Annotated in this window: 20 protein-coding genes, 2 tRNA genes and 1 other RNA gene; 13 read left to right on the top strand and 10 right to left on the bottom strand. The window is 29.9% G+C overall.

The window, feature by feature from the left end; all coding sequences use genetic code 11:
* The first annotated feature begins 15 nt into the window (after positions 1 to 15).
* Positions 16 to 414: a 30S ribosomal protein S9 gene (gene rpsI, locus M9409_RS02540; RefSeq protein WP_250226802.1), complete on the top strand. Its 399-nt coding sequence runs from the start codon at positions 16 to 18 to the stop codon at positions 412 to 414.
* 1,343 nt (positions 415 to 1,757) lie between these two features.
* Here the strand turns inward: rpsI and dolP are convergent.
* Positions 1,758 to 2,348, bottom strand: coding sequence for a division/outer membrane stress-associated lipid-binding lipoprotein (dolP, locus tag M9409_RS02535; RefSeq protein WP_250226801.1), 591 nt, complete (start codon positions 2,346 to 2,348; stop codon positions 1,758 to 1,760).
* Between the two features lie 576 nt (positions 2,349 to 2,924).
* Here dolP and rsmI point away from each other — a divergent pair.
* The 3 genes from rsmI to M9409_RS02520 all read left to right on the top strand — a co-directional run bounded on the left by rsmI (position 2,925) and on the right by M9409_RS02520 (position 5,413).
* Positions 2,925 to 3,782, top strand: a complete 858-nt coding sequence (gene rsmI, locus M9409_RS02530) for a 16S rRNA (cytidine(1402)-2'-O)-methyltransferase (protein ID WP_250226800.1) — start codon at positions 2,925 to 2,927, stop codon at positions 3,780 to 3,782.
* A 64-nt stretch (positions 3,783 to 3,846) separates the two neighbouring features.
* Positions 3,847 to 4,250: RNase P RNA component class A (rnpB, locus tag M9409_RS02525), an RNA gene on the top strand.
* Between the two features lie 599 nt (positions 4,251 to 4,849).
* Positions 4,850 to 5,413: a DedA family protein gene (locus M9409_RS02520; RefSeq protein WP_250226799.1), complete on the top strand. Its 564-nt coding sequence runs from the start codon at positions 4,850 to 4,852 to the stop codon at positions 5,411 to 5,413.
* Positions 5,414 to 5,590: 177 nt separating this feature from the next.
* On the opposite strand, the gene M9409_RS02515 is transcribed toward M9409_RS02520, so the two are convergent.
* The 4 genes from M9409_RS02515 to rpsU form a co-directional block, all read right to left on the bottom strand.
* Positions 5,591 to 5,665: transfer RNA gene (locus M9409_RS02515), tRNA-Ile, on the bottom strand.
* 314 nt (positions 5,666 to 5,979) lie between these two features.
* Positions 5,980 to 7,815, bottom strand: a complete 1,836-nt coding sequence (gene rpoD, locus M9409_RS02510) for an RNA polymerase sigma factor RpoD (protein ID WP_250226798.1) — start codon at positions 7,813 to 7,815, stop codon at positions 5,980 to 5,982.
* A 167-nt stretch (positions 7,816 to 7,982) separates the two neighbouring features.
* The gene (gene dnaG / locus M9409_RS02505) at positions 7,983 to 9,728 is read right to left on the bottom strand and encodes a DNA primase (protein WP_250227207.1); all 1,746 of its coding nucleotides are present in this window, start codon (positions 9,726 to 9,728) and stop codon (positions 7,983 to 7,985) included.
* A gap of 162 nt (positions 9,729 to 9,890) precedes the next feature.
* Complete coding sequence (gene rpsU / locus M9409_RS02500; protein WP_250226797.1) at positions 9,891 to 10,106, bottom strand: 30S ribosomal protein S21; 216 nt, start codon at positions 10,104 to 10,106, stop codon at positions 9,891 to 9,893.
* A 163-nt stretch (positions 10,107 to 10,269) separates the two neighbouring features.
* On the opposite strand from rpsU, the gene tsaD reads away from it, so the two are divergent.
* Complete coding sequence (gene tsaD / locus M9409_RS02495) at positions 10,270 to 11,304, top strand: tRNA (adenosine(37)-N6)-threonylcarbamoyltransferase complex transferase subunit TsaD (RefSeq protein WP_250226796.1); 1,035 nt, start codon at positions 10,270 to 10,272, stop codon at positions 11,302 to 11,304.
* A 26-nt stretch (positions 11,305 to 11,330) separates the two neighbouring features.
* On the opposite strand, the gene plsY is transcribed toward tsaD, so the two are convergent.
* Positions 11,331 to 11,927 carry a glycerol-3-phosphate 1-O-acyltransferase PlsY gene (plsY, locus tag M9409_RS02490; RefSeq protein WP_250226795.1) on the bottom strand — a complete coding sequence of 199 codons (597 nt, stop codon included), beginning with the start codon at positions 11,925 to 11,927 and terminating at the stop codon, positions 11,331 to 11,333.
* A gap of 115 nt (positions 11,928 to 12,042) precedes the next feature.
* Here plsY and M9409_RS03305 point away from each other — a divergent pair, with 115 nt between their 5' ends.
* The 3 genes from M9409_RS03305 (at position 12,043) to M9409_RS02480 (ending at position 13,403) form a co-directional block, all read left to right on the top strand.
* On the top strand, positions 12,043 to 12,177 hold the full coding sequence (locus M9409_RS03305) for a dihydroneopterin aldolase (RefSeq protein ID WP_284307262.1): 135 nt from the start codon (positions 12,043 to 12,045) through the stop codon (positions 12,175 to 12,177).
* A gap of 58 nt (positions 12,178 to 12,235) precedes the next feature.
* Positions 12,236 to 12,427, top strand: coding sequence for a dihydroneopterin aldolase (locus M9409_RS02485; RefSeq protein WP_250226794.1), 192 nt, complete (start codon positions 12,236 to 12,238; stop codon positions 12,425 to 12,427).
* 109 nt (positions 12,428 to 12,536) lie between these two features.
* On the top strand, positions 12,537 to 13,403 hold the full coding sequence (locus M9409_RS02480) for an undecaprenyl-diphosphate phosphatase (protein ID WP_250226793.1): 867 nt from the start codon (positions 12,537 to 12,539) through the stop codon (positions 13,401 to 13,403).
* A gap of 289 nt (positions 13,404 to 13,692) precedes the next feature.
* On the opposite strand, the gene M9409_RS02475 is transcribed toward M9409_RS02480, so the two are convergent.
* Positions 13,693 to 14,913, bottom strand: a complete 1,221-nt coding sequence (locus tag M9409_RS02475; RefSeq protein ID WP_250226792.1) for a tRNA CCA-pyrophosphorylase — start codon at positions 14,911 to 14,913, stop codon at positions 13,693 to 13,695.
* Positions 14,914 to 15,363: 450 nt separating this feature from the next.
* Between M9409_RS02475 and hldE the strand changes: the two genes are divergently transcribed.
* From hldE to M9409_RS02460, 3 genes are all read left to right on the top strand, one after another.
* Entirely contained in the window at positions 15,364 to 16,797 is a 1,434-nt protein-coding gene (gene hldE / locus M9409_RS02470; protein WP_250226791.1) for a bifunctional D-glycero-beta-D-manno-heptose-7-phosphate kinase/D-glycero-beta-D-manno-heptose 1-phosphate adenylyltransferase HldE, read from the top strand.
* Positions 16,798 to 17,648: 851 nt separating this feature from the next.
* Positions 17,649 to 18,293 carry a 3,4-dihydroxy-2-butanone-4-phosphate synthase gene (gene ribB, locus M9409_RS02465; RefSeq protein WP_250226790.1) on the top strand — a complete coding sequence of 215 codons (645 nt, stop codon included), beginning with the start codon at positions 17,649 to 17,651 and terminating at the stop codon, positions 18,291 to 18,293.
* Positions 18,294 to 18,621: 328 nt separating this feature from the next.
* Complete coding sequence (locus M9409_RS02460) at positions 18,622 to 19,386, top strand: 1-acylglycerol-3-phosphate O-acyltransferase (protein WP_250226789.1); 765 nt, start codon at positions 18,622 to 18,624, stop codon at positions 19,384 to 19,386.
* Positions 19,387 to 19,589: 203 nt separating this feature from the next.
* Here M9409_RS02460 and metC read toward each other — a convergent pair whose 3' ends face one another.
* From metC to cutA, 3 genes are all read right to left on the bottom strand, one after another.
* A complete protein-coding gene (gene metC / locus M9409_RS02455) occupies positions 19,590 to 20,780 on the bottom strand; it encodes a cystathionine beta-lyase (RefSeq protein WP_250226788.1) in 1,191 nt (396 codons plus the stop codon).
* Positions 20,781 to 22,205: 1,425 nt separating this feature from the next.
* Positions 22,206 to 22,278, bottom strand: a tRNA-Phe gene (locus M9409_RS02450).
* Positions 22,279 to 22,654: 376 nt separating this feature from the next.
* Entirely contained in the window at positions 22,655 to 22,939 is a 285-nt protein-coding gene (gene cutA, locus M9409_RS02445; RefSeq protein ID WP_250226787.1) for a divalent-cation tolerance protein CutA, read from the bottom strand.
* Positions 22,940 to 23,383: 444 nt separating this feature from the next.
* Between cutA and M9409_RS02440 the strand changes: the two genes are divergently transcribed.
* Positions 23,384 to 23,677 (top strand): co-chaperone GroES, encoded by a 294-nt coding sequence (locus M9409_RS02440; RefSeq protein WP_250226786.1) that lies wholly within the window; start codon positions 23,384 to 23,386, stop codon positions 23,675 to 23,677.
* Between the two features lie 49 nt (positions 23,678 to 23,726).
* Positions 23,727 to 25,364: a chaperonin GroEL gene (groL, locus tag M9409_RS02435; RefSeq protein ID WP_250226785.1), complete on the top strand. Its 1,638-nt coding sequence runs from the start codon at positions 23,727 to 23,729 to the stop codon at positions 25,362 to 25,364.
* Positions 25,365 to 25,470: the final 106 nt, after the last annotated feature.

The raw sequence follows: 25,470 nt of genomic DNA, 5'->3' as shown, positions 1-25,470 counted from the left end.
CAATGGAAATAAAGTATGAATTTAAATCAATATTATGGTACTGGACGACGAAAAACTGCTTCCGCTCGAGTGTTTATTAGGTCTGGGATAGGTAATGGAAAAGTTATTATAAATAAACGTGAATTAGATCAATATTTTCCTAAACATAACATACAGTCAATCATTATCAGGCCCTTAAAAATTACTAATTTACTAAATAAATTAGATGTTTATATCACTGTAAAAGGTGGAGGTATGTCTGGTCAGGCTGGAGCGATATGTCATGGAATGACACGTGCATTATTGCAGTATGATGAGAAATTACGCAGTGTATTGCGATCAGTTGGATTAGTTACTAGAGATTCTAGAGAAGTAGAAAGAAAGAAGGTGGGTTTACGCAAAGCACGAAGGCGTCCTCAGTTTTCAAAGCGTTAAATATTTTAATAATGATAAAAATGTATTTTAGAATGTTTCTCCACAATTATGTATAAAATTTTTATAAAACATAACAAATGTAATAAGTATTTTCTATAACCTTACAGATGTGGTCGATGATGACGTTAGTGACATTATGTTTGTTGTGTTATAAAAAATTTTAAGAATCTTAAACAAACATTGATTACAATTGGTGAATGTGTACCTTTAAATAGAATGAGGATTGATGTTTTTATTTTTTTATTTACTGTTGTAGATTTTAATTTAAATCTAGAGATGGCATAATGTTTAAAACTGACTTAACTAACTATTTTATGTTGAAATGTCGAAAAGATAACAATCTTAACTGAACGAATAGTTGTAAAAAACTATAGGTACTATTATAGTTTTTCATGTTTATTTGAGAATGATTTTAAAACGATTACTAATTAGTATCTGTTCATTGTAGAAGGATATAATCCTTTACTATCTATGATAGTAGATATCTCTTCGTTATTTTATATAAATTGTTTATTTGGGTATCTCAGGTATCTTCCAAATGGTTTTGTTTTAATAGTAGTTATATCGTAATGATTAATTTTTTTTTGATACCAATAGTTATTTTTTGTTTTTTATTTCATATGGATGAAATCATTTTACTATAACAATACATTGCGTATTCTTAACAGAAATATAAATTAGTTTAATTTTAATGTAAGTGAAAACATTTTTGGTAAGAACAATATTATACTAATTTGCAAAGAAGTATTAATAATATTACTTATATTTATTTAATTAGTTCGATGACAATGTAAATTCATTTAATATGAATTTTATGTATTTATCCTCATTTATTTGACTGGTAATAGTTTAATTGATGTGAAGATAGCGGTAATGTATCAGAAGAGATGTGTTTATAAGAGGGATTGTTTATTTTAATGATTGTTATTATTTCAAAATAAGTTGTATGAATCGCATCTTATATTCTATCAATATATTATTAGTTTTGAAAACTAGATATTTTATTAAAGGATTCGAAATATATTTTTTAAATTTGATTATATCTTTAAACAAAGAGTACAGTATAGAATTAAAAATGTTTGAAAGCTGATCGATAAAAGTATTACTAATTTTCGCTCTTTTCGGTGGTACTTTGAATAAAGTAAATATGTGTAATATGTTTTACAATGAAAATCGTTATATAGTTTGTGTATAGATACTAATGATAATATCCGTTATGATTATTAAATGTTTTTGTGTGATATTAGCAGGCTCTGTTTACATTTCAGGCACATAAAAAGTATAAAAAATATAGGAAATAGTGATGATGGTGGGCTATACATAATTTATGTGTGGTACTATATTTAGGAAATATAAGAAAAAGCAGTAAACACATTTTTTATGCCGTTTATTGAGCTTGCAATTTTTTCAGCGTATCTACCTTCTTCTTGAGTAACTTGTCCTAAAAGAAATACTTCTTTATTTTCTGTAATTATTTTAACGTTGGAAACATGTATATTCTTTTTTATAAACAAATTTAAGCGTATTTGAGTGCTGATCCAAGCATCTGTGCAAATGGATTGTACAGATATTGGTTTATCTTGACGAATTGCATTATAAACATTTTTTGTTCCATTGATTTTTTTTACTATTTTTATTGTTTCTTCAGCGAAAGAAATGGCAGGAGTTTGTCCGGTCAATAGCACATTACCTTGATATACGGTATTTTTTATTCTTGATGATTTTGTAATATGTTTGTTTTGATTAAGAGCATGAGCAATGTGAGCTTCTAAAATCTTATCATCCAACTGAGTACCTATAGTACGAGGATCATTCCATGCAGTGGTTATGAATGCAGCAGTTCCAATAGCCAACATACTTGAGCAACAAGCTTGCAACATTAATGTTGCAAATAAAATTAATAATATCTGTGATATATAATATTTAATGTTCATTTACACGCATTCATGTGCTCGGATCAGTAAATATAATACCAGTATTAATTTTTATTATCAAGTTTATAAATAGACTTATTTGTAAATACATTGTTTTAAAAGATAGGGCTAATGATAGTAATTATGTTAATAGATACGGTATAATACATGCATCAAGGTTTATGTACAAAAGTAAAATATATCTATAAGATTATTTTTAGTATTTAATTATGTTTACAATTTGTTTTTAGAATGTATAATATTGATGAAGTTTATTTGATAAATTATATGATAATTAAGGAATTATTATTATTTAATATTATCAAATACATTAAAAATATCATTTGATAATTTCAAGCCAGAAATGTATTAAATTTTTTAAATTAATATTAATTAATTAATTAGATGTAATATCATTTATTTATTAATAGTGTGATTTAGTTACTACAGATAATGAGATCGATTTGTTTGTTTTTTATAAAAATTACATATTAGACTGATAAATTGATATTGAATCTTTTATAAATAATCCATAGATGTTGTTGTTTATTTTATAAATATAATGTCTATCGTAGTAGATGTTGATATGTGAAGAATATGTTGCCATCGATACCCAGTTTTGCATCTGCATTGTATATAGTACCAACTCCTATTGGAAATTTGCAAGACATTACGTGTCGGGCTTTGTCAGTATTACGTCAAGTAGACTGTATTGCTGTGGAGGATACACGTCGTACTCGTATATTATTAGATTGTTTTTCTATTCATACATCCTTATGTACATTACATCAGTACAATGAATTCAAAAAAATACCAATGCTAATATCGAAACTACAGGAAGGATTAAGTATCGCTTTAGTGTCTGATGCAGGTACTCCATTGATTAATGATCCAGGATATTGTTTGGTACAATCTTGTCAGAAATTAAAAATTAGAATTATTCCATTACCTGGCCCATGTGCTGCTATTACTGCATTGTGTGGATCTGGTTTACCACCGGATCGTTTTTGTTTTGAAGGATTTCTACCGCATAAACATAATTTACGTATAGGACGTTTGCGAGATTTATCAGAAGAATCACGTACATTAATTTTTTACGATGTAAAACATCGTATAATAGATACTTTAAAAGATATGGCTAGTGTTTTCGGGTTAGAGCGTTATGTTGTGATAGCTCGAGAATTAACTAAAATATGGGAATCTATTTATGGTGCTCCTATTGGTCAATTATTATCTTGGGTTCAAAAAGATAATTCTCGAATTCAAGGAGAAATAGTTTTAGTTGTAGCAGGAAATGATTTGAAAAAGAATGAATTATCCCCAAAAATACTTCATGTCATGCGATTATTAGCATCCGAGTTACCTTTGAAAAGAGCCGCAACTTTGGCGGGATATATATATGGTGTAAAAAAGAATACGCTTTATAAGAAGTATCTAGATGAAAAAATTAAATAAAATTAAACATGCGATGTGATTTGATTGATGACTTAGCAAAGAAGGCATGGTTATAATATTTTGAGGAGTTGACTAGACAATCGCTGCTTCTTTGTATTTATAGTACTTAAAGATAGTCGGTGTGATTACAAATGAGGGGGAGGAAAGTCCGGGCTCCATAGGACAGGGTGCCAGGTAACGCCTGGGAGATGTGAATCTACGACAAGTGCAACAGAAAGAAAACCGCCTATAATTATTTTATAATAAATTATAGAAATTATAGGTAAGGGTGAAAAGGGGTGGTAAGAGCACACCATTCGAATTGGTAACAATTCGTGTTATGTAAACTCCACTCGGAGCAAGGCTAAATAGAAGTTCTACAGTATGGTCCGTACTGAACTTGGGTAGGCTGCTGAAACTATCGTGTGAACATTAGTTTAGATGAATGATTGTCCAAGACAGAACCCGGCTTATCGGTTAACTCCTTGTTAAAAGTCAAATATAATCATCGTGTGTGATCGTTGTTTTCATGATAAAGATATGTGTAGTAACACTAAATGTTAAGATAATGTTTTTCAGAGAAAGATTGATCGACAATAATATTTAGATGGCGATTACAATGATTTGTAATCATGATGAGTTATTATAAGAATGGTATATCTGATAAAGAAATAGTTTTGATTTGTTAGAATAGATATTTTTTGCATATTTTAAGTTAAGTTTTGAAGATTTAATTAATTATTAAAATACATGATGTATTTAATGCTACATGTGGTAAGAGTAAAATAATAGTAATATTTATAAGTAGTAATTTATTACATGAAAAATGTAAATAGATATAAACAGTACATGTTGTTATATGTTATAAAAAATTATAAATTGGTTATTTGTATAATGATTTTCTAAAAAATTGAGAGTTATAGTAATTAATTGAGAATTATTGATTCTCAAATGGAATAAAAGTGTTATTTTTATTTTTAATAGAATGGTATGTTCAAACTGTTATGTAAAAATTCATTTAATTAGGTTAAATATGTTAAATTCAATATAATTGACTTTGAAAATTTGTGAATGGAATTCAATAAGTAATGAATATTTTAAAAGAATTGATACATGTAGTATGGCAAAATAATCTTGTATTATTTCCTAATGTGAGGTTGGTATTAGCTATTTATTCATTAGCATTTCTTATTCTTTTTTTAGAAAATGCTATTATTCCGGCTGTTTTTTTGCCTGGGGATAGTTTGTTAGTGATATTAGGAGTATTGATCGCAAAAGGTATTTTGAATTTTACCGTTACTTTAGGAATTTTAACAATAGCTGTCAGCTTGGGTAGTTGGATTAGTTATTTACAAGGTAAATTTTTGGAGAATAATAAAATTTTTAAACGCTGGTTATCTTTGTTACCTAATAAATTTTATCAAAGAGCGAATTATATAATGAATAGGTATGGATTGTCTGCGCTTTTTATTGGTCGCTTTATAGCATTTGTGCGAACAGTATTACCTATTATTGCAGGAATATCTGGATTAAGTTCTTTTCGTTTTCAATTATTTAATTGGATCAGTTCATTTGTGTGGGTATTTATATTTATTGTTTTAGGTTTTTTTTTAGAACGATTAGAATGTTTTTATATATGTTATGATATGTAATGAAAAATTACTTATTCTTATTAAATAAGAAGATAAAAATATAGATTTATTATTTTATTTGAAAATCATCGATATACGACCATTTTGGTATGGTGTTGATCTTGTAAGAATAAGATCTTCATTTTTCAATAAAGCATGAAGATTGATTTGATGAAATTACTTTTTATTGAAAAGTAATGACCCCTGCTGGATTTGAACCAGCGACCAAGCGATTATGAGTCGCCTGCTCTAACCGATCTGAGCTAAGGGGCCTTGGTTTGTTTGTAATGATAACAATTGAGTTTGTGTTCATCATCATCTTGTCTATGCGCATAACAACTTGTTTTATTAAACACACAATATCACGCATATACTATTATAGTATGTAATAATAGAGTTGTTATTAATTTTAATTGTTACTATATTTGTATTTTTTATTTACTAGTATATCTGATTACTATCATGTATATCATATTTTACAATTAAAATAACTAACATTCTGATGGTGTGTATCGAATAACGTATCCATAAAATTATATAATATCATGATTATAAAAAATGATGAATCATGCTTCTGAAATTTTTACTTAATCATCCAAAAAGCTTCTCAAAATTTCAGATCGACTAGGATGACGTAATTTTCTTAAAGCTTTTGCCTCTATTTGGCGAATACGTTCGCGAGTTACATCAAATTGTTTGCCCACTTCTTCTAGAGTATGATCAGTATTCATATCAATACCAAATCGCATACGTAATACTTTTGCTTCTCTTGGGGTCAGTCCAGCGAGTACATCATGAGTAGCAGTGCGCAAATTATCTGAAGTTGCTGAATCTAAAGGTAAATCATGATTGGTATCTTCAATAAAATCTCCAAGGTGAGAATCTTCGTCATCTCCTATAGGAGTTTCCATAGAAATAGGTTCTTTAGCAATTTTTAATACTTTTCTAATTTTATCTTCTGACATAAGCATACGCTCAGCTAGTTCTTCTGGTGTTGGTTCATGCCCTATCTCTTGCAACATTTGTCGAGAAACTCGATTAAGTTTATTAATAGTTTCTATCATATGAACTGGGATTCGGATGGTACGCGCTTGATCGGCTATCGATCTAGTAATTGCTTGACGAATCCACCAAGTAGCGTAAGTGGAAAATTTATAACCTCGACGATACTCAAATTTATCCACAGCTTTCATCAATCCAATATTGCCCTCTTGTATTAAATCTAGAAACTGCAACCCTCTATTTGTATATTTTTTGGCAATAGATATAACTAAACGAAGATTAGCTTCAACCATTTCTTTTTTAGCTCTTCGAGCTTTAGCTTCTCCAATAGACATACGACGATTAATATCTTTTACTTGCTCTATTGTTAATCCTGTTTCTTGTTCAATTTGATGTAGTTTTGACAAACTATTTTCTACATCTTCATCAACTTTATATAATCTTTCTGACCATGATGTGTGCATAGATAAAGCTGTATTAAACCATGTTTTATTGGTTTCGTTGCCTGAAAATAACTCTATGAAGTTTTTTTTTGGCATTTTACTAATTTCGACACATAATTTCATAATTAAGCGTTCTTGCTTACGTACTCGTTGCATCATAGATCGCATATTATTAACCAAATAATCAAATTGTTTTGGAACTAATCTAAATTGTTTGAATATTTCAGAGAGCTTTAAAATTTCTTTTGATGATTTAATATGATTGCGTCCATTATATTTAATCGTTTTGCGTGTTATTTCATACTGGTCTCGTAGTGCTGTAAATTTTTTACAGGCTATTTCTGGATCAATGTTATTTTCATCATTATTTTCTTCTTCATCGTCATCAGATATTGATTCAGTTATTATTTCAGAAGTTATGTGGGTTATGTTGGTGTGTATTGATATATTTTCATTTATATTAGGATCAACAAAACCTGTAATTAAATCTGAAAGACGCGTTTCACCTGTTTCTACACGTTTATACTGATCTAAAAGATAAGTAATTGCTTCTGGATATTCCGCAACTGAACATTGTACTTGATTTATTCCGTCTTCAATTCTTTTAGCAATATCTATTTCACCTTCTCGTGTTAATAATTCCACAGTACCCATTTCCCGCATATACATTCGTACTGGATCAGTTGTTCTCCCTAATTCTGAGTCAACGCTAGTTAATGCTTGAACGGCAGCTTCTGTCGCATCTTCTTCGTCATTAGTAGAATGAGTGTGTCCAATTAATAAAAACTCATCAGAATTAGGAGCTTCTTCCATAACTTGAATACCCATATCATTCATCATTTGTATTATATTTTCGATTTGACCAGGATCCACAATATCTTCTGGCAAATGATCATTGACTTCAGAAAAAGTTAAGTATCCTTGTTCTTTTCCGAGTGTGACGAGTAACTTAAGTTGTGATTGTGGGTTATGTTCCATAAAGACTCCCACGTTTCAAAATAATATTTATATTTAAAAGTTTAATAGTAGTGTAATTTCCCATCTATTGATGAAATGTAAGTGAATTATTAAAATAATTCATTCAGGAGGTATTTTTATGATTGTTTTCATTAGTAACATTAAGTCCAAGAGTTTATATTTTTATATTAATGTTTCGATAATGTTTTATTTAATAACCATAATTCTTGACGTTCTTGCATTGTTAAACCAGATGTACGATCACGTGCAATCAGTATCTCTTGGCGTTTTTCAAGAGTTAAATTATATAATTTGGTCAAAGCATCAATAAAAGTAGTTTCTATCATATCATTTGTAATTATGTGATTCCAATATGCTAGTAATTCAAGTTTTGAAAAAAATTTATTCCCACGATAATGCTCTAATAATTGAGCAGAAGTTGATATTGGATATGTTTTGCATATTTGAACTAAATCAATAAACATCACAATATCATCTTGTTCAAATTGTTCCAATCCTTGCACACTTGGGACTAATTTAGCAAGTCGCGGATTTTGTATGAGTAATACTATCAATATGCGTTCTATGCTGTTATTTGTATAACATCTGTTTATTTTATTATTGCATATAATAGGTTTTTTTATGAGCAATTGGCTCAATTTATTATCATCTAGAATCCCTATTTTGTTGCCTAATTGTTGCAGTAAACACAATTTTAAAGTTTGTCCTGGAATTTTTTTAAGTATAGGTAACATCAGGCTACTTAATTTAACCCGACCTGATAATGTTTGTAAATTTGTTTTTTGTAATAATGTTTCAAATAAAAAATTTGATAAATCTTGTGTTTGGGTTAACTTTTTTAAAAAATTGTTTTTTCCTATTTTACGTATCAATGTATCTGGATCTTCTCCATGAGGCAAGAATGAGAAATGTATTTGACGTTCATCAGTAAGATATGGTAGAGCGGTATTTAGTGTACGCCAAGCAGCTTTTTTACCAGCATAATCACCATCATAACAACAAATAATTTGATCAGTAATACTATATAATAATCGAATATGATTATCAGTAGTAGAAGTTCCTAAAGCAGCAACTGCATAGTTAATCCCAAATTGTGTTAAGGTGATAACATCAATATAACCTTCTACTAAAAGTATGCAAGAGAGATTTTTTTGTTTCATGCGTGCTTCGTACAAGCCATATAAATGTTGACTTTTTTTAAAAATTTTGGTATCTGGTGAATTCAAGTACTTGGGTATTTTTTTTTGGGTAATAACACGACCTCCGAATGCTACAATTCTTCCCGCTATATCTCGTATAGGAAACATAATGCGGCCACGAAAGCGATCGTATTTATGTTTTTTTGTATTATTGCTAATTAACATGCCTGATTGATCAAGTAGCTTTTGATCATATAATGTCAGACTAAATTTTTGTATTATGTTGCTCCATCTGGATGGAGCAAATCCAATATTGAAGTAATCGATAATTTTGGTATTTAATCCACGATTTTTCAAATATTTGTAGGCGTATAAATATTTTTGTTGGGTTAATATATTTTTATAGTATGCACATAATTTATTCATTAATTGATATAAATTATTTTTTAGATCATTATTGTTTGTATAGGATGTTGAATCTTTTTCTATTGGTATTCCGTGCATGATTGATAGTTCTTTAATAGCTTCAATGAATGTAAGTCGGTCATAATGCATCAAAAAATCTATTGCATTTCCATGTGATCCACAGCTGAAGCAATAATAAAATTGCTTTTCGATATTGACAGTAAATGATGGGTTTTTTTCAGTATGAAACGGACAGGAGGCCAAAAAATTCTTCCCCTGTCTTTTTAAAGACACACGTTGACCAATTAAATCAACAATATTAGTACGTGATATTAATTCATTAATTACTGTATTTGGGATTCGGGTAATTGCATTTCCTTAGCTCATGTTATTGAGCACAGATAACACAAACTATTGTCAATCATCAATGATTGAACATCATGTATGTAACTACATGTCATTTGGTTCTTATAATTGTTTAAAGTAAATTGTTGATTGTTATGTTTTTGTACATAAAAATTGTAAGATCATTTAATATAAGCGAATACGTCTTAAATTTTCTCGAGCTAGTTTTTTGATATGACGTTTAATAGCTGATGCTTTGGCTCGTTTACGTTCTGTGGTTGGTTTTTCATAAAATTCTCTACGACGTACTTCAGATAAAATTCCTGATTTTTCACAAGATCTTTTGAAACGACGTAACGCTACATCGAATGATTCGTTTTCACGTACTTTAATTATTGGCATATATCTATCTCTATTATTTAATATTTTTGATTGAGGATTGTTATTATATATTTTATATAAATAACTGTATTTTTATTATTTTGTAATATAACATTAAATATTATGACATGAAATATAAATAGTGTGAGTACTGTGTAATTATCAGTTGGATATAGAATATTATATGCGTGTTTTAGGTATTGAAACTTCGTGTGATGAAACAGGTGTAGCAATTTATGATCAATATAAAGGATTATTAGTGAATGCAGTACATAGTCAAAATGAATTGCATGCTGCTTATGGTGGCGTTGTTCCTGAATTGGCTGCTCGTGATCATATACGAAAAATAGTTCCTTTAATTTTATCTACATTAGATCGAGCTGGTTTGGAACCTAAGAATATCGACGGAATAGCATATACTGCTGGACCTGGCTTGATGGGCGCTTTATTGGTTGGAGCAACTGTTGCTAGAACACTTGCGTATGCTTGGAAAATACCCGCTGTCGATATTCATCATATGGAAGCTCATTTATTAGCGCCAATGTTAGAAAAAAAGATTCCTACTTTTCCATTCGTGGCATTATTGGTATCTGGTGGACACACTCTGCTTGTGTCTGCAAATAATATAGGGGAATATAAAATATTAGGAGAATCTATTGATGATGCTGTTGGAGAAGTGTTTGATAAAATTGCTGTATTATTAGGATTAAAATATCCTGGGGGGGCTTTATTATCCCAAATGGCTCGAAAGGGTATTCCGGGGCGTTATGTATTTCCTCGTCCCATGACTGATCGACCTGGTTTGAATTTTAGTTTTTCTGGATTAAAAACTTTTGCGGTAAATACTATTATGTCAGGTTCTCATGACGCTCAAACTTATGCTGATATTGCACGCGCATTGGAAGATTCAGTCGTTGAAACACTGGCAATTAAATGTCGTCGTGCATTAAATCAAACTGGATTGAAGTGTTTAGTAATATCTGGAGGTGTTAGCGCTAACCATGAGTTGCGGTCATGTCTTTTGAAGCTGATGTATATATTAAAAGGAAAATTGTTTTATCCTAGATCGGAGTTCTGTACAGATAACGGTGCAATGGTGGCTTATACTGGATTAATTAGACTAAAGGCTGGATTATTTAGTGATTTACCAATTGTAGTGAGACCACGCTGGTCATTAGAAGATCTTCCCCGAATCAATCAAAAACAACAATCATTGTGATTTATGAGTCGGGTTAATATAGTATGTTAATCACGCCAAATACGTTCTTCTTTATGATTAAACAAACGTCTAATATTAGTAATATGTTTTATTATAACTAAAGAAGATATTATTATTATTGGAAGTAAATATTGAGATTGAAAGTACCAAGCATAACAAGGTATGATAAGTGCAGTAACGATGGCTCCCAGTGAGGAATATCCAAAAGATAACACAATCAATGTCCAAATACTCATCATTACTATGGAGGAGTTAGGATCTATGGTTATGAGAGTTCCAAATGCGGTAGCTACGCCTTTTCCTCCATAAAATTTAAAAAATATGGGATACATATGCCCCAAACAAGCAAAAACAGCTGTAGCTCCTAAGAAAATAGGAGAAATTTCAAAATGTAATCCCAACCAAACCGGTATTGCTCCTTTTAGTATATCAAATAAAATCACACTAATTGCAATTTTAATCCCTGCGATGCGTAAAATATTAGTAGCACCAGGATTTTTAGAGCCAAAATTTCTTGGGTCTGGAAAATGTAATATTTTGCATATTAAAATAGCGCTGGATATTGATCCTAAAAAATAAGCAAGTATCACTATGATAATGGGAGAAAAATCATAAAAATTCATTTTATTAAGATTTAAACCAATTTATTGCATACATTTTTTATATAGTGTGTATATTAAACAATTAAACGGTCAATATCATTTAAATAAATGATTTTTTATGTAGTAAATACAATGTATGATGGATATCTTATTTATTGAACAACTAACAGTAATGGCGTATATCGGTATAAATGATTGGGAAAAAAAATGTTTACAAAAATTAATTTTTGATTTGCAATTATCATGTAATACTGATTTTTTTTTTAGATAATCGAAACATAATATCTTATGTCGATTATACTCATGTAAATCAAGTTATACTTAATTTAGTGGGCCAAAAACATTTTTATTTAATAGAAGATGTTGCTAATTTAATAGCAAATACGTTGATGGAAAAATTTTGTATTGAATGGATTCGTGTAAAAGTAAGTAAACCTGGAGCAATTCACAATGCTTTTAATGTTGGTGTATGTATTGAGCGACAGAACAAAATGTTTATCAAATCTTTAAAAAAAGATTAGTTTGTTGAAGAACATATGAATATGTCTGTAAAATAATGAAAATTCTTAAATAATCAAATTATTTCTACATACCATGAAAATGTGGTAATGCATGTGTTATGATTACTTTATGTTAAATATTATATTTTATATTATTGATTTTGGGTCGTTAATATTAGATGTACGTAGATTAGTTATTTCATTGATTTTGGGGATAGTAGAAGGTTTAACAGAATTTCTTCCTATCTCTTCAACAGGGCATATGATATTGGTAGAAAATATTTTAAATTGTATGGATGATTCAGTTATAGCTTTTACTGTGATTATTCAATTAGGTGCTATTTTGTCTATAACAAAAATCTTTTGGAATCGATTATATTGTATGAGTATGATTTCTATAAAAAAAATATTTGTTAAACAACACGATAATAAAAATTATTTATGTATTCGACATATATTGTTAGGAACGTTGCCTGGGACAATATTAGGAATGATTTTTTATGAAAAAATTAAATTGGTTTTTGAATTAATATATATTATGTATGGGTTAATAATTGGAGGAGTTTTTTTATTAATTGGGGAATTATATATATCTAAAAAACCACGCGTATCAGATATTAATAATATAACTTATTTGCAAGCTTTTTTAATTGGATGTTTTCAATGTTTAGCTTTTTGGCCGGGATTTTCTCGCGCTGGAGCTACTATTGGAGGCGGATTATTAGTTGGTCTTAATCGACGTATATCGTCAGAGTTTTCATTTTTTTTAGCAGTTCCTATTATATTTGGTTCTGCAGTCTTAACTTTTTATCATTATAGATCGTTTATTGATCTCGTAGATGCTTTGCTATTACTAGGAGGCAGTGTCATAGCATTTATTGTGGCATTATTTACTGTAAGATATTTCTTGAAAATAGTTCAAAATATTTCTTTAATTCCTTTTGCTATATATCGATTTTTATTAGCAGGAGGTATCTATTGGGGATTAATAACATAATTCACATTAATGTTATAATGTATTTGATAATAATTTATATTATTAAATATTTGTATTGATTAAGCATGTTGTGCGCTGAGTATTAAACAACAGAATTATTGCTACAACAATTATAGTCACTGATTGTGATTCATAATACACATGTTATTTTTTTGTATGTAGATTTATTAATATTATTAATGATAGTTCATCATATCTTTATTGTAATTTTTCTCTAGTAATATGTATTTGCTATAGTTTATTTGATTATTTATAGTGTTTTAAAATTTTGTTTATAAATATTTTATATTTATTTATTTTTCCATGAATTTAAAGCATGTAAACGTCTAACATATAATTCTTTAGTTATATTTGATCCGGTAAATCCCTCTTTAATAATGTCTGAGGTAGAAATTTTTTTTGCTATTGCAAAGGCTGTTCGTAGAAAATTTTCTTGATTTAACACATAACTGTTATGACTTTCATGTCTTATTGTATCGGATTGAATAACTAAAATAATTTGATTTATTCTGTTCGGGCGCCGCCAACAATCAAAATCATGGAATAAGGTCATTAGCATTTTAGGCGTCAACATGTTCAAGTCATGTAAATAGTTATGATATTCTGAAATAATTTTTGAAAAATTACGAATTTCATGTGGTATTTTTAATCTATTGCATAAATTGTGGATCAAAGTAACCCCTAATTTTCTGTGATCATAATGTTTGGTGTTTTTGTTTTTTTTGTTAAAAGATATCCCCTTGCTTAAATTACGACATAAAACAGAAAACCGTACATTGATATCATCTGTTAAATGAGCCGCTTTAGAAAGTGTTGTCATAGTATAATAACCAGTATTAATTTTTGAGTAATATTGATTCGGAGTAGGTATATCAAATAATGCATCTAATTCAGGGAATAAGATTTTTAAAGCTCCGCAATGACGTAAAACTGTAAAATATACTTGTGGGTTGTCTGTGATCAAAGCTTTTTTTGTTTCCGCCCATATACGTTCTGGAGATAGTGATAGTAATTCACGAACCATTTGTGTCATTAATATTAGCGTTTCTGAAGCTATAGTAAAATGCATGTGCGCGAATCGTGCAGCAAATCGAGCGACTCTTAATACTCGTAGGGGATCTTCATTAAATGTATGAGAAACATGCCGTAACAATCGTAACTCTATATCTCGTTGTCCGTGGTATGGATCTACAAGATTGCCATGTGCATCATAAGCCATAGCATTAATAGTTAAATCTCTACGATACAAATCTTCTTCAATAGTAATTGAAGGAGCTGTATGACAAGTAAATCCAGTATATCCTTGACCAGATTTGCGTTCAGTACGCGCTAATGCATATTCTTCATGATTTTCTGGGTGTAAAAATACTGGAAAATCTTTTCCAACTTGTTCATAACCTATATTCAACATTTCTTGAGGAGTAGATCCTACTATCACCCAATCTTTTTCTTGAACTGGTAGTTTTAACAGTGTGTCTCGTACAGCACCGCCTACTAAATATTTTTCCATTGCGTAATTCTCGATCAAATGATTGTAATATTAAAATGCTACCGATTAATTAAAAATTAAAAATATTTTATATAGAAAAAATTTTAAAAAGAAAATATAGTGATTTTTTTGTTTTTATTAATTATATTAAATAAAAATCGTTTAACAATTGTTTTAATAGTAATGAATTAAATCAATTTATTAAGATGCATAAAGTTTTATATGGTCAGATGATGTTTAGATAAAAATATTAATTACAAGTGTGTAGTGTAGTAAAAATATTGTTTTCAATTTTTTAAAGATATAATGATTAAGTTGTATTTAAAGTAGAATTATATAAATGCACCAAAACTGTATATATTATAATTTTGATTACTTACCAAATAATTTAATGTGTTATTAATGAAAAATGATACTTTCATGTATAATCAACTACGTTTTTATTCGTTCAAGATGTGTACTAGGTAAATTATGACTGTTATTTTTCCAAATTTTTCCAATTCGCGTGTATTAATCGTAGGAGATGTTATGTTAGACCGATATTGGTATGGGTCTACTGATAAAATTTCACCAGAAGCACCTGTTCCAATTGTTAAGATCAATAAAATTATAGATCGACCAGGTGGAGCTGCTAATGTTGCGATGAATATTGCTTCTTTAGGCGCTCAATCAAGATTATTAGGATTAACTGGAGTTGATGAAGCAGCTAAAATTTTAAAAAAACAACTCAATGAATCGAATATCAAATGGAATTTGATCCCGGTTAATACATGTCCTACTATAATTAAATTGCGAGTAATGTCGCGTAACCAACAACTTATTAGATTAGATTTCGAACAATGTTTTAATAATATTGATACTACGAAATTATTTAAAAAAATTGAATTGTATTTACCAAAATATAAGGTGTTAGTATTGTCTGATTATGCTAAGGGTTCTTTAAATTGCATAGAAGAAATTATTAAATTGGCACATTATATGAATGTACCAGTTATCGTAGACCCTAAAGGTATACAATTTTCTCGTTATAAAGGCGCTACTTTATTAACTCCTAATATATCAGAATTTGAATCGGTAGTAGGATTTTGTCGCAATGAAAAAATTTTGATAAATCGAGCTCAAGAAATTATAATTGATTATAATTTATCAGCTTTGTTGATCACACGTTCTGAAAGGGGTATGACTTTATGTACACGAGATGCGGCCCCATTATATTTTTCAACTCAAACAAAAGAAGTACACGATGTAATTGGTGCTGGGGATACAGTAGTTGGTGTACTGTCAGCAGCATTATCTGTTGGTAAAAGTTTGGAAAAAGCATGTTTTTTGGCTAATTTAGCTGCCGGTGTAGTAATAAAAAAATCGGGAACTTCTACTAGCAATGTAACTGACATGAGAGAAATCATGAATAATCATATATCTACTACTTTGCCGGGTGGTATATTAGATGAGAAAACATTAAAAGAGATGATAGCTTTAGTTCGTAATAGAGGCGAAAAAATAGTCATGACTAATGGCGTATTTGATATTTTGCATGCTGGTCATGTAAGTTATTTGACTAATGCTAAAAAACTTGGAGATAGATTAATTGTGGCTGTGAACAGTGACGGTTCAACAAGACGTTTAAAAGGTAAAACAAGACCTATAAATACTTTAGAACAACGTATGTTCATATTATCTGCTTTAACAGTAGTAGATTGGGTGGTGCCTTTTTATGAGGATACACCCGCAAGGTTAGTTACATACTTGTCTCCAGATTTTTTAGTAAAAGGTGGTGATTATCATGTATGTGATATTGAAGGAAGTCAAGAGGTATTGAGTAGTGGAGGAACAGTGCGTGTGTTAAATTTTCAAACCGGTTGCTCGAGCAGTAATATTATCAATGCTATTAAACGTAAAAATTGAAAACATGTAAGGTATATTAATACAATATATATATTGTAGTATGATATTAAAGTATATGGAATATTTCAGTCCTGGAATGTGGGTACAAGTATAATCATGTGAGGGTATAAATAATAAATAAATGTATTGATGTGAAAATCAATCATGTTGTTCTAATCTTTATAAAAAATTTAGTTATACAGAGAGGGTTATTTTTGTTATTTATTTGTTATTCATAAATGACTGGTGATTTTGAATTTGTGTTTATATTGGTTGTTGAATTGTTATGATTGTTTCGTTTTTATTGTGATGTTAAGTTATATTGTATATGTGTATATATAAATTCTTTTAATTCTCTATAATTCACATTTATATTATTTATGTCATCGTAAAATTCAATATTTTTATTGTAAATTATATGTGAGATTTTTACTGGTATTTGGAATAAATTTATACGAATAATATTAAATGTTTTAATTTTAAAATATTTAATATATTAATGTTGTTAGTTATTTTTTTAATTTATATATATATTGCATATAATGAACAGTGTTTTTATATAAATTTTTAATTTTCTGATATGTGTTGTATCAATATAGTGTTTAATGCATGTAGATTAAGGTTGTTTCAGTGTATATATAAGATAATCTATATTGAATTATATAAAAATATAAAAAAATTCAATAGCATTTATTGGTACGGCTTTATGACGATGGTTTGATATAATTTGAATGTTAGTAGCCATGGTTAACGTAAGATGATGGTATAGTTTTGGATCGACATGTATTATGTTATTTAAAATTATACTTTTGTTTGTAGTTTGGTTTATTGTTATTGGATGAATTATTGTATTTAGTGAGGATTTAATTATTATGTATCGGAGGAATTGTTTGTCTGAATTTGGATCACCTATAGAACGTGTCCAAAATGCATTAAAAGCATTACGCAATGGCCAGGGTATTTTAGTGATGGATGATGAAGACCGAGAGAATGAGGGTGATATGATATTTGCTGCAGAAAATATGACAATTGAACAAATGGCATTGGCCATTCGTTATGGCAGTGGAATAGTTTGTTTATCCTTAACAGAAGATCGATGTAAACAATTAAATTTAACAATGATGGTAGAAAATAATAGCAATCGTCATAGAACCGCTTTTACTGTTACTATAGAAGCAGCAAAAGGTATAACGACTGGGGTGTCGGCCGCAGATCGACTAACTACTATTAGAGTTTCTATAGAAGATAACGCAAAACCTTCTGATTTAAATCGTCCCGGTCATGTTTTTCCATTACGAGCTCAAGATGGTGGAGTATTAGTTCGTTGCGGCCATACAGAAGCAGCTATTGATTTAACTTCATTAGCTGGATTAGGACCTTTTGGAGTGTTGTGCGAGGTAACAAATAAAGATGGAAGCATGGCGCGTATATTAGAAATAATCACGTTTGCACGAAGACATAGAATGCCAGTTTTAACTATTTCAGATTTGATCACTTATCGTATTCATATGACTTAATGACAATCATTGTTTATTAAATGATAAATTTTTTAATAATATTTAAAAAATATATTGCGTAGAGAATTATAATTATCAATTATCATCAATAATAATGTGTTTGATTATGTATTTTTGATGTATTTTAATGAGCATATTTATTGCAATATTTTGTATAAATAGAATTTATATCATCTAACCAAGGTAGTGTTTTTGACTGAAATGATTATAATTGAATAATTGTGTTAAGAACATTAACTATAATAAATGATGTGGCTTAATTAGATAAAATACGTGGCTATATAATTTTTTAAAAAAGGTTCATAGAGAATTTGTTCAAGGAGAACATATGCTTGCCATTATACGTATTATTTTGATCTTGATATTGTCAATTAGCATTTGTATGTTTGGTATTATTTATTGTTTATTAAGTCCTCGTCAATCATATCACACTGCTTTTTTTAGTCGATTGTTTGGAAGTATGGCCCCTATTTTTGGTATTCAAGTTAAAATACGCAATTTGTTACGTAATAAATTACCAAAACATTGTATATATATCGCTAACCATCAAAATAATTATGATATGATCACAGTATCTTGTGTTGTGCAGCCACGTACAATAATAGTAGGTAAAAAAAATTTACTGTGGATTCCATTATTTGGACAACTGTATTGGTTATGTGGAAATATATTGATTAATCGTAGTCAAAATACTAGGTCTCATAACGTTTTAATACAAAAAGCTAAATCCATGAAAAAGAACGATATTTCTATTTGGGTATTTCCAGAAGGCACACGCAGTGCTGGAAGGGGTTTGTTGCCGTTTAAAATTGGTGCGTTTCATGCTGCAATTTCAGCTCAAATACCAATCGTGCCTATTTGTGTTTCTAATATTTCTAATAAAAAAATAAAATTAAATCGTTGGTCCAACGGTTTAGTAATTATTGAGATTATGCCTCCTATAGAAACTCAAAAATATGAACCTAATAAGGTGCGCGATATGAGTAAGTATTGTTATGAAGTTATGAAGATGAAAATTGATTCATTAAACAAAGAAGTAATTGAACACGAAACACAGATATCTCGAGTATTAAAAACACATTGCACAAAATAATTTGCAATTTAATTGTTTTTTTGGGAATGGGCGATTGTTATTGCTCGCTAGTTTAAATTATAAAATCACGGTATACGATGCAACAAACACTATTTGTTGGGATAACTGTTGTAGCTAATGTATAAAAATAAATTACAATAACAAATTTGTTGTGATGATGAAATTAAAAATAAAAATATCTTTGCATGTTAATGTTATTTATATCATGATGCATTTATACGGTAAAGAGCACCTGATAAGTCACGAATCAAATCGTTAGGATGTTCTAATCCCACATGAATTCTAACTAATGTTCCTGTAAAATCTAATGTACCCGAGGGACGTATTGGGCGTAGTTCCTCTACTTGATTCACTAAAATCAAAGATTCAAATCCACCCCAAGAGTATGCAATTTTAAAGTATTTAAAATGATTAATAAAATGAGACAATTGCGAATTGTTTAAACGTTTTTTTAGAATAAACGAAAATAATCCGCTAGATCCACTAAAATCTCTTATAAAATATTTATGTCCCTTGCATGTAGCTAAGGCGGGGTGATTTACTCGTTCTATTGCTGGATGTTGAGCTAACCAATGGGCAATGTGCAGCCCATTTTCTTCATGTTGTTTTAGTCTAACATATAAAGTACGTAATCCACGTGATGCCATGTAAGCGGTGTCAGCATCAACCATTTGTCCCATTAAATACGATTGTTTTTGCAATTGATCCCAACAGCGTGCATTGGACACTGCAGTTCCTATCATTCCATCAGAATGGCCTATGATATATTTAGTGCCTGATTGTAGGGAGATATCTACGCCTATATCTAATGCTTTAAAAAAAACTCCTGCCGACCAAGTATTATCTAATAATATGACAATATCTGATTTTTTTTTACGCACTGTTTTAACGATGCTAGGAACATTTTGTACCTCCATCGTTATTGATCCTGGTGATTCTAATACAACTAAACAAGTGTTGTGCTGAATTAAATTGGCAATATCATTTCCAATTAACGGATTAAACCAGGTGGTGTCTATATTCATTCTTTTTAAAACATATCGACAGAATTTTTGAGTTGGTTCATATGCAGAGCCTGTCATTAATATATGGTCTCCTGGTTGAACAAAAGAAAGGATTGTATGAGTAATTGCTGCTGTACCACATGGATACAGTACACAACCAACTCCGTTTTCTAATTCAGCCATTGATTGGCGTAAGGAAAAATGAGTAATAGTTCCATATCGACCGTAGAATAATTTATCCGTCGTGTTGTGATTTTTTGTGGCTTGTTGTTTTTGTTGAATAGAATCGAATACTACTGAAGATGTCCGTTGGATAATAGGATTAATTGCGCCGTATGTGTATTTTTTATCCCTGCCAGAAGTAATTAATGCAGTTTCAAGTTTTTTCATGATTATTATGTTGTATGGACTAATGATAAAAATTAAATCTATTTAATTATGTTAAATATAAATTTATATTCCTTATATTATTTTAATATATTCATATGATTTTTTAGATTAAAATATAACATAATGATAATGTTATATTTTACCGATCTTAATGGATATATATGGCGATGTCTAGTATTTATGTATTACGTGTATGTAAATTTTTATTTTTATAAGAATCATCATAAATAGGATTTATATCTAAAGATATTTAAATATATCAGGTGAATAGGTTTGAGTCTTAAAAAAAAATATTTTTTAACATCATCGGGTGTTTAAATGATATAACATATCATGTGCATCATGCATACATTTACTTAGGTAGTCGTCATATCATGTTTATTTACTAGTCCTGTATGTACTAATAGATTTAATATCCTTCCCATGTTCGTCTCTGTAAGCAATGAAAGTGATTATAAGTAAGTGTGTATTGAAATCGAAATCATTCATATAGTTACATAACATACGAAATGTAATAAATAAACTAGTGAGGTATTTGGTTATTGGTTTAATAACTACAGGTCATTATACTTTCAATGATTGCGATTGAATATGATCGTTATTGGATTTTAAATAATTAGCGGCATTAAAAAAATAATGATGATGATATAATTTAAGCTTTACGGAAAAAATTTTATTTACAAAAATAGTATTTTTTTTGCAATGATTACTGTAATTATTGGGTATTAAATAAATATTAGTTTTCCTTAATGGATTCAGAGATTAATCTAGAATTTTTTACTTAATTGTTATTGAGTATAACTGAAAATTTAATTTTTTATATACTGTTACTATCTAAATATAATTATTAATTTTTTTATTACGTACTTATGAAGTAGAAATAATTTTAGTAATCTTTAGTCAAAAGATGTAGCCATACAAATATATTGTTATATTCATTAAGTATGCATATTTTGAATAATTTTAATTAATTCATATAAAACTATTATATTAAAATATCATTAATTTAATTTAAGTTTCCTAATAGCTTTAATAACTAGGTTAACACATAAATCTATATTGTTTACTGTAGTGTTATGCGTCTAAGATTATTGAGTAATTTAAAATTTGTATTTTTGTATGTTTAGATAGCTACACTAAATGTGTCATCTATTTTGAGATTCATCATACAGTTAATAGTCTTTATTGGAATCTTTTATGGTTTTTATTGATTTTAATTTGTGTTTGTTTACATAAATGACGGTGTTTTATTAGCGCTTCATAATCATTAAGTCTTTATTTATCTTTTCACTATAGAGGTGTATTGTAATAAACAATAACTGATGGCCTGGGATTGAAAATAACTGTAGACAAATCTTATTTAATTATGAAAAAGTATTATTAATTAATCGAGGTTTCAAATCAATTGGACGGTGTTTTAAGGTGTGCCCGGACTTGGAATTGAACCAAGGACACGAGGATCTTCAGTCCTCTGCTCTACCGACTGAGCTATCCGGGCTTATTATAGTTTTGTGTACATTGTTATATATGTATGCGCAGACAACTTAACTATATTGTATTATCTTTATTCTTTTGAATTCGTCAATATATTTTGTTTGTTGATAATTACATTTTATCTAGAAACTATGTTTCTACTTCAAAAAATAGTTTAGATGGACACTGTGTGTGAAGCGACAGTTATACGTTGTTTATTTGCATAGGAACAGTTAGATAAATTTTAGTGGAGACAGCGTTTTTTGTTTATCATTTTAAATATAATGATGGCAATTAACTGTAATAATAAAATTGTGATCTTATGACGGAATAATTAAGTATAAATTATATTATTTGCGCGTGTTATTCCTAATCGTGTTGTGTTTTCTATTTATAGAGTATTAGTGTTTGTGTAATATAGATCGCATCCATGACAAATAATTTGGATCACCATCTATGATAGGAAGCACTAACAATTCTGGAACTTTATAGGGATGTAATTGCTTGATTGTATTTAATGTTTCTTCTTGTAAGGAACTGTGTGTTTTAATTAATAATTGTAATTCAGACTGATCTTTTAAGACATTGTCCCAATAATAAAACGAGCGCACTTCGTGTAGTACAGTTATACATGCTGCTAGTTTATGATGTAATAAAGTTTTCGTTAAATTTGAAACGATGGACATATCGTTAGGTATGGTACATAAAATTATTATCATTTTTTTCTGTAAATGATCAATTAGGGTAAATATCGTTAATTACATTGCTACGGAAAAATGTTCTTTCAAAACAAAAACGATGGTTTCATCGTTTATTTTAATTGTGTGCCCATTTTAAATGGGCAGTATGTTCGTACTATCTTTGATTATTATACTTAATAATAGTTGTGTGTGAAGTACTAAGTAAATAAAAAATAATTTTTATTGATTATAAGAAAATGTACTTATGAAGGTGTGAACACGCGTATATGTAAAAAATTTTTTCTTACCCCCTTGAAGCGGTCTTGAACGTCCCCATTTTAGGTATTGTCTTGAAGTGGTGAATACTAAAAAATTTGCATCTGATTTCTAATATCAGAATTTATTGCTGTACGATGCAAATAGTTAGATAATATAATTAGGGAGCATTAAATGAAAATTCGTCCATTGCATGATCGTGTAATTGTTAAACGTAAAGAGGTTGAATCAAAGTCTGCGGGAGGTATTGTGCTGACTGGATCTGCAGCAGGAAAATCTACGCGTGGAGAAGTGTTGGCTGTTGGTCATGGCCGCGTTTTGGAAAATGGGGGAGTAAAAGCTTTAGATGTGCGTGTTGGTGATACCATTATTTTCAATGATGGGTATGGTGTAAAAGTGGAGAAAATTGATAATGAAGAAGTATTAATTATGTCAGAAAGTGATATCCTTGCTATCGTTGAGAAATAATTCGCGACTAACTTATTAATTGAACTTGAAAATTTTTAAGGAAAATGAAATGGCAGCTAAAGATGTGAAGTTTGGTAATGATGCGCGTGTCAAGATGCTGCGCGGAGTGAATGTGTTGGCTGACGCAGTAAAAGTTACTCTCGGTCCTAAAGGTAGGAATGTGGTGTTAGATAAATCTTTTGGGGCTCCAGTTATAACTAAAGATGGGGTATCTGTGGCACGAGAAATTGAATTAGAAGATAAATTTGAAAATATGGGCGCTCAAATGGTGAAGGAGGTTGCTTCTAAAGCAAATGATTCTGCGGGTGATGGAACCACTACTGCTACTGTGTTAGCTCAATCTATAGTTAATGAAGGACTAAAAGCTGTCGCTGCTGGAATGAACCCCATGGATTTAAAACGTGGCATAGATAAGGCAGTAGTTGCAGCAGTAGAAGAATTGAAAAAGCTATCCGTCCCTTGTTCAGATCCTAAGGCTATTGCTCAAGTGGGTACTATTTCTGCAAATTCTGATGAAACTGTTGGTAAACTTATTGCGCAGGCAATGGATAAGGTGGGGAAAGAAGGAGTTATTACTGTAGAAGAAGGGTCTGGTTTACAGGATGAACTAGATGTAGTTGAAGGTATGCAATTTGACCGCGGTTATCTTTCCCCTTATTTTGTTAATAAACCTGAAAGCGGAACAGTGGAACTAGAGCATCCTTTCATTTTATTAGCAGATAAGAAGATCTCTAACATTAGGGAAATGTTACCTATATTAGAATCTGTTGCAAAAGCAGGGAAACCGTTACTTATCATCGCTGAGGATGTAGAAGGTGAGGCTTTAGCCACTTTGGTTGTGAATAACATGCGTGGTATAGTCAAAGTAACTGCTGTAAAGGCGCCAGGTTTTGGTGATAGACGTAAAGCTATGTTGCAAGATATAGCTGTGTTGACTGCAGGAACTGTGATTTCTGAGGAAATTGGATTAGAATTGGAAAAAGCGACATTAGAAGATATGGGGCAAGCTAAACGAGTAGTTATTACTAAAGATGCTACTACTATTATTGACGGAGTAGGTAATAAATCTGCTATAAATAGTCGTGTGGCACAAATTAATCAACAGCGTGACGAAGCTACTTCTGATTATGATCGTGAGAAACTGCAAGAACGTGTTGCTAAATTAGCCGGAGGAGTTGCAGTAATTAAAGTTGGAGCAGCTACTGAAGTAGAAATGAAAGAAAAGAAAGCACGTGTAGAGGATGCATTGCATGCAACTCGCGCCGCTGTTGAAGAAGGTGTAGTTGCAGGTGGTGGTGTTGCTTTAATTCGTGTAGCTAATGCTATTAGGAATGTGTGCGGTGACAATGAAGATCAAAATGTTGGTATTAAGGTAGCTCGCCGTGCAATGGAAGCTCCTTTGCGTCAAATTATGGCAAATGCTGGAGAAGAGCCGTCAGTAATTGCTAATAATGTCAGATCGGGAGAGGGCAATACTGGTTATAATGCCGCTACTGAAAAGTATGGCAATATGATTGAATTAGGAATTCTAGATCCTACTAAAGTGACTCGTTCTGCCCTACAATATGCAGCATCTATTGCGGGTTTAATGATTACTACTGAATGCATGGTTACTGAATTACCTAAAGAAGATAAGCCGGATTTAGGTAATGCAGGAGCTGGTGGTAACATGGGTGGCATGATGTAATTGGGATTCATTATTTTCTAATATAATCCTGAAAAATACAACCCTAATCTATATTTAGATTAGGGTTGTTTTTTTCAGGATTATATTAGAAAATAATGAATAGATT

This window comes from Blochmannia endosymbiont of Camponotus sp. C-046, from assembly GCF_023585865.1.
Lineage (GTDB): Bacteria > Pseudomonadota > Gammaproteobacteria > Enterobacterales > Enterobacteriaceae > Blochmanniella.
The sequence above is the reverse complement of the archived record's forward strand: the minus strand, read 5'-3'. Positions and strand labels throughout refer to the sequence as shown.